The organism is Rhodoferax sp. (assembly GCF_028689305.1).
Taxonomy (GTDB): domain Bacteria; phylum Pseudomonadota; class Gammaproteobacteria; order Burkholderiales; family Burkholderiaceae_C; genus Rhodoferax.
Window position 1 is genome coordinate 1 of record NZ_JAQTWM010000139.1, and the last position, 5818, is coordinate 5818.

6 protein-coding genes are annotated in these 5818 nt (G+C 66.3%); 5 read left to right on the forward strand and 1 reads right to left on the reverse strand.

All coding sequences use genetic code 11. The annotated features are described in order from the left end of the window. From alkB to PHW99_RS17770, 4 genes are all read left to right on the forward strand, one after another. A partial coding sequence (gene alkB / locus PHW99_RS17755) for a DNA oxidative demethylase AlkB (protein WP_300180811.1) occupies window positions 1–500 on the forward strand: 500 nt, incomplete at its 5' end. Between the two features lie 105 nt (window positions 501–605). After that, window positions 606–1193 carry a LysE family translocator gene (locus PHW99_RS17760; RefSeq protein WP_300180814.1) on the forward strand — a complete coding sequence of 196 codons (588 nt, stop codon included), beginning with the start codon at window positions 606–608 and terminating at the stop codon, window positions 1191–1193. Between the two features lie 11 nt (window positions 1194–1204). Beyond that, window positions 1205–2659, forward strand: a complete 1455-nt coding sequence (locus tag PHW99_RS17765) for a PLP-dependent aminotransferase family protein (RefSeq protein WP_300180817.1) — start codon at window positions 1205–1207, stop codon at window positions 2657–2659. A gap of 250 nt (window positions 2660–2909) precedes the next feature. Continuing rightward, complete coding sequence (locus PHW99_RS17770) at window positions 2910–4280, forward strand: homoserine dehydrogenase (protein ID WP_300180819.1); 1371 nt, start codon at window positions 2910–2912, stop codon at window positions 4278–4280. Window positions 4281–4288: 8 nt separating this feature from the next. Here the strand turns inward: PHW99_RS17770 and PHW99_RS17775 are convergent, their stop codons facing one another. Beyond that, window positions 4289–5014: a tRNA-uridine aminocarboxypropyltransferase gene (locus PHW99_RS17775; protein ID WP_300180822.1), complete on the reverse strand. Its 726-nt coding sequence runs from the start codon at window positions 5012–5014 to the stop codon at window positions 4289–4291. A 265-nt stretch (window positions 5015–5279) separates the two neighbouring features. Between PHW99_RS17775 and PHW99_RS17780 the strand changes: the two genes are divergently transcribed. Continuing rightward, window positions 5280–5818, forward strand: a 539-nt coding sequence (locus PHW99_RS17780; protein ID WP_300180826.1) for an AraC family ligand binding domain-containing protein, incomplete at its 3' end; no start/stop codon positions are given.

A 5818-nucleotide genomic window follows, 5' to 3' on the forward strand; every position in this document is an offset into this window, starting at 1 on the left:
GCCACACCATGTCGGTGGCCATGACCAATTGCGGCGCGCTGGGCTGGGTGTCGGACCCGCAGGGCTACCGCTACAGCACGCATGACCCGTTGTCTGGCCAGCCCTGGCCTGCCATGCCGGAGTGTTTGCTGGCACTGGCGCAAGGTGCTGCCGCGCAGGCGGGGTATGCCCACTTCGAGCCTGAGGCCTGCCTGATCAACCAGTACCAGCCCGGTGCCAGACTCTCGCTGCATCAGGACAAGGATGAACAAGACCTGTCCGCGCCGATCGTCTCACTGTCGCTGGGTCTGCCCGCCGTGTTCCTGTTTGGCACGCCGAGCCGCAAAGACCGGCCCCAGCGCTGGCGGCTGCTGCATGGTGACGTGGTGGTCTGGGGCGGGCCGTCGCGGCTGGCCTACCACGGGGTGTTGCCGCTGGCCGACGGTGTGCATGCGCTGCTGGGGCGGCAACGGCTGAATCTGACGTTTCGCCGCGTGCGGCTCAAAGACGCAGCACTGTAGGGCTGGTCGGACTGATACAGCGCAGGCCGGTGACGCCGGTGCTGTGCCTTGGCGGCGCCGGGCGCTCGCCCTACAGTCAAATCTCCTGATTTTGGAGTTTGCCTGATGTGGACTGATCTGTTGCCTTTGATGAGTTACTGTTTTGTGATGTCGAGCACGCCGGGGCCGAACAACGTGATGCTGGCCAGCTCGGGCGCACAGTTTGGCTTTCGCCGTGCGTTGCCGCAACTCTTTGGCCAGGGCACGGGGGTGGCGGTGCAGACCTATGCCACCTGCCTGGGGCTGGGCAGCCTGTTTGTGGCCTACCCGGTGCTGCATCAGGGGTTGCGCGTGGTCGGTGCCCTGTACCTGGTGTTTCTGGCCTGGAAACTCAGTGGCAGCGCGCTGGGCGAGGCGCGCGCGAGCCAGCCGCTGAGCTTTACCCAGGCCGTGCTGTTCCAGGCGGTCAATCCCAAAAGCTGGGTCAAGTCCATCACCCTGGCCACGGTGTTCATGCCGGTGGGCTTGAGTGCATCAATGGGGGCATTGCTGGTGACGCTGGTCGGGCTGGTGATCGGTATTCCCAGCGCGTCGATCTGGGCCTTGTTTGGCGTGGCGATTCGCCGCCTGCTGACCGACCCGCGCAAGCAGCGCCTGTTCAACCTGAGCATGGGCGCGGTGTTACTGCTGTTGGCGCTGAGCTTTCTGCGCTAACCTCGGGGGCCATGTTTTCACTGGACCGCAACGCCCCCACACCTCTGGCCGACCAGATCGAGCTGCGCCTGCGCGAGCTGATCACTGGTGGGCGCCTGCCCGCCGCAGCGCGGCTGCTGTCGATTCGCCAGCTGGCCTCACAACTGGCGGTCAGCCCCAACACCGTGGTGGCCGCTTATGACCGCCTGATGGCACTCGGCCTGATCGAATCACGCGGCACCGCCGGCTACTTCGTGCGCGAGGCGCGCCACGCCAACCTGCCCGATGCCGCCGCGCTGGAGGCCGGCGAAGAACAAGACGGTGTCTGGCTGGCGCAGCAGGCCAATGACCAGCGTGCCGGGATGTTGCTGGCCAGCAGCGGCGCCCTGCCGCCGTCCTGGCTGGAAGATGCCGTGCCCGCCGCTGCGGTGCAACGCGGCCTGGCGCGCGCCCATGCGGGCATGGCCTCACGCTGCCCGCCGCAGGGCCTGCCCGAGCTGCGTGAGCGCATCGCCATGGTCTTGCGCGGCATGGGCATGGCGGTGGATGCGGGCCGCATCCTCACCACCTATGGCGGCACCCACGCCATCGACCTGATCTGCCGCGCTTTCCTGCAGCCTGGCGACACCGTGCTGGTGGAAGACCCCGGCTACTTTCTGATGTTCGAGCGCCTGCGCAAGGAGGGTCTGCGCATCGTGCCGATCCAGCGCCACCCCGATGGTGTGGACCTGGCGCAACTGGAGGCCGCCTGCCGCAACCACCGTCCGCGCCTGCTGTTCATCCAGACCGTGCTGCACAACCCCACCGGCTGGACCAGCACCGTCGCCAACTTGCACAAGGTGCTGATGCTGGCCGAACAGTATGGCTTTTTGATTGCCGAGGACGATGTGCAAGGCCACTTCCACCCCGGCCACGCCACCCGGCTGGCCAGCCTGTCGGGGCTGGACCGGGTCATCTACTACTCCAGCTTCTGCAAGGCCCTGAGCCCGGCGCTGCGCCTCGGCTACATGGCCGCCGATCCCACGCTGCTCAAAGTCCTGATGCGCGAAAAGATCTATTCGGTGCTGACAACCCCTGCGCTCAATGAATACGTGATGCTGGAAGTGCTGGCGGCCGGGCGCTGGCGCAAACACCTGGACCGCCTGAACGCCAAGCTGCTGGCGGCCCGTCACGCCAGCGCGCGCCAGTTGAGCGCGGCCGGTCTGCTGCTGGACCACCCCGGTGAAGGCGGCCTGTTCCTGTGGGCTTCGGTGCCCGACGGCGTGGACATGAACCTGCTGGTGCAGGACGCCTACCGCAACCAGATCCTGCTGGTGCGTGGCGCCACGTTCACCGCCGACCAACAGGCCGATGCCCACATCCGCTTCAACGTGGTCTTCAGCCAGCCGCCGCGCCTGGCCGACTACCTGCGTGAACGGCTGCAGTCGTTGTCCAGTGCCAGGGAGGTGTTGGCTCGGGTGAGTCTGGGCGCCAGGCCAGCAGGCTGAGCCGGACCGGTCTGCGTGTTATGCTGCGCGCCATGTCGTGCCGTTCCCTGCCTCACCAGAATCACACCACCCCCGTGGTGCGCGCTGGTCTGCCCGCGCTGTTGCGGGCCATGGACGCACGAATGATTACCACCATTACAACCACGGCTGCCTGAGCGTCGTGCAGGTGGCCGTTCCGGCTGCCTGGTGGTGTCCCTCTCTGAACAACCCCCGCCAAGGCAGCAGGGGTTTCAACTGTTTGGAGAGTTTCATGTACCAGGATCAACACGCCAGTTTTTCTGTTGGCCAGCACACTCAGCCGGCCTGCGCCGTTGCGCCTTTGCGCGTCGGCATGATCGGTCTGGGCACCGTTGGCGCAGGCACCTACCGCGTCTTGCAGCGTAATGCCGGGGTGATTGCCGCCCGCACCGGGCGGCGCATCGAGATACGCATGGTGGCGGTGCGCCACCTGGCCCGCGCGGCCGGCATCGTTACACCCGAGGTGCTGCTCACCGATGACCCGTTTGCCGTGGTCAATGACCCCGGGATTGACGTGGTGGTGGAAGTCATGGGCGGCACCGGCCTGGCGCGTGAGCTGGTGCTACAGGCCATCAGCCAGGGCAAACATGTGGTCACCGCCAACAAAGCCTTGCTGGCTGAACATGGCAGCGAGATTTTTGCCGCAGCGCAGGCGCAGGGTGTGGTGGTGGCCTACGAAGGCGCGGTGGCGGTCAGCATCCCGATCATCAAGGCGCTGCGCGAAGGGCTGGCCGCCAACCACATCCAATGGGTGGCCGGCATCATCAACGGCACCACCAACTACATCCTGTCGGAAATGCAGGCCAAGGGCCTCGGTTTTGCCGCCGCCCTGGCCGAGGCCCAACGCCTGGGTTATGCCGAGGCCGACCCGGCGCTGGATGTGCAAGGCCTGGACGCCGCGCACAAGCTCACGCTGCTGGCCGCCAACGCCTTTGGTGTGCCAGTCCGGTTTGACCAGGTGTATGTGGAAGGCATCACCACGCTGGACGCGCTCGACATCCGCCTGGCCGGGCGTCTGGGCTACTGCGTCAAGCTGCTGGGTATCGCCAGGCGCACCCCCCATGGCCTGGAGTTGCGGGTGCACCCCACGTTGATTGCCGCCGACCACCTGCTGGCCCAGGTCCACGGCGCCATGAATGCGGTGCTGGTCAAGAGTGACGCCGCCGGCATCACGATGTATTACGGTGCCGGCGCGGGCGCCGAGCCAACCGCGTCGGCGGTCATTGCCGACCTGGTGGATGTGTGCCGCGTGGCGGGCACAGCACCCCGGCAGCGGGTGCCCCACCTGGCGTTCCAGCCCGACGCCATCCAGGCCCTGCCGGTGGCGGCCATCGATGCGCTGGAGAGCCGTTATTACCTGCGGCTGGATGTTGTCAACCCGGCGCGCACGGTCGCGCAACTGCTGGGCCATCTGGCCGTTGCGGGGGTATCGGTGCAGCAACTGGACGTGACTGAGCACCCCGGCGACCCGGGCTGGAGCGCCGTGGTGCTGCTGACAGACCCAACGCCCGAGCGCGTCCTGCGCGGTGTGCTGGCCGAACTGGCGCAGTGGCCCAATGTGATGGGTTTTGCCAGCACCCTGCGTATGGAGGCGCTGAACTGAAGCGCCAGCTACCCCGCGCTGGCCTCGCACAGCTGCTGCAGACGCTGGTGCGCGGCGTCATCCCACTGGATCGGCACCAGCCGTTTGGCGGCCAGGTAGTGGTTGGTGAACACGTCAAAGTAGGCATCCAGCACCTGCGCCGCGTGGGGTTCACCGGCCAGCGCCAGGCACAGCGCGGCCACCTCGGCGGTGCACAGGTGGTCTGGCCGCTTGGAGCGGCGCAGCTGGTAGCGCGACAACTGCTCGGGCTGCAGGCTCAGCACCGGCAGCTGGTTCAGGCAGGGGCTTTTGCGAAACATCTTGCGCGCCTCGGTCCAGGTGGCGTCCAGCAGCACAAACAGTGGGCGTTTGCCTTCTGCGGGGTGCACCTCGGTGACCACCCGTTCGGGCGCGACAAACTCGCCCGGAAACACCAGATAAGGCTGCCACTGCGGGTCAGCCAGCAGCGCCAGCAAGGCGGGGTCGGTGACAGTGCGGGCCCAGCCAAAGGCGGCGGTGTCGGCCACCACATCGGCAATCAGCCAGCCGGTGTTGCTGGGTTTGAGCGGCTCGATGTCGGCCATGATCAGGCACATGCCCGCGTGTGTGGACATCAGCGGGCGCAAGGCGCACAGACAGTGCGGCAGCGTCACCCGGCAGTCGGGACAGCGCTGCGAGCGTGAGCCGCGGGCCACGAATGGTTTGACGCTGCGCGCCAGCCGGGCGGCGCGCAAAAGGGCCACAGCGTGGGTCATGCCGCTGGCCACCAGATCAGAAGTGCAGTCATCAGGGTCCAAAACAAGGTCGAGTGGCAGATTGTGACCTGTCGCGCACGTACCAAAAATCTACGGCCAAATTGCTATCTAGCCCGGGTGGAATATGCCTATACAGCTATTAAAAATATAGCATTGTTGCGGTTACCCTGGCAGGTGCATGGCCTGGCCAAAGTTCAGGCTGGCTGAACCGCAGCGGTGAAGTCATGGTATTTTCAGGCATGCCAACGGTTTTTCCCCCAGCGCCATGAGTCCGGTTGTCCCCGAAGTGTTCAGCACAGCGCCGGACCGGGCCCAGTTTCGGCGCCTGCCCAGCCGGCCCGGGGTTGAGCTGTACCAGGCGCACATCGTGCACCACGCGTTTGAGCCCCACACCCACGAGGCGTTTGGCCTGGGGGCCATCGCGTCGGGGGTGGAGCGCTTTCGCTACGGCGGCGCAGACCACCTGGCCCCGCCCAACTCGCTGGTGCTGATGAACCCCGACGAGTTACACACTGGCCGCGCCGAAACCGCCGGGGGCTGGCGCTACCGCATGCTCTACATCGACCCCGCCGTGCTGGCCGACCTGACCGGGGAACCGGTCTGGTGGTTCACCGACGCGGTGGTGAGCAACAGCCAGGCGCAAGCCCAGCGTGTGTCGCAATTGCTGGAAGCCCTTTGGCAAGCCGATGAGCCGCTGGCCGTTGACAGCCTGCTGCATGGCCTGGTGACCGAGCTGCGCTCTCATGCGCGGGTGGACAAACCGCAGCCCACGGACAAACGCATGCGTTTTGAACCGGTGCTGGA

Bases quoted from the DNA above. Each gene is read 5' to 3' on its own strand.
- PHW99_RS17760 (WP_300180814.1), top strand. From the start codon at position 606: ATGTGGACTGATCTGTTGCCTTTGATGAGTTACTGTTTTGTGATGTCG.
- PHW99_RS17765 (WP_300180817.1), top strand. From the start codon at position 1,205: ATGTTTTCACTGGACCGCAACGCCCCCACACCTCTGGCCGACCAGATC.
- PHW99_RS17770 (WP_300180819.1), top strand. From the start codon at position 2,910: ATGTACCAGGATCAACACGCCAGTTTTTCTGTTGGCCAGCACACTCAG.
- PHW99_RS17775 (WP_300180822.1), bottom strand. From the start codon at position 5,014: ATGACCCACGCTGTGGCCCTTTTGCGCGCCGCCCGGCTGGCGCGCAGC.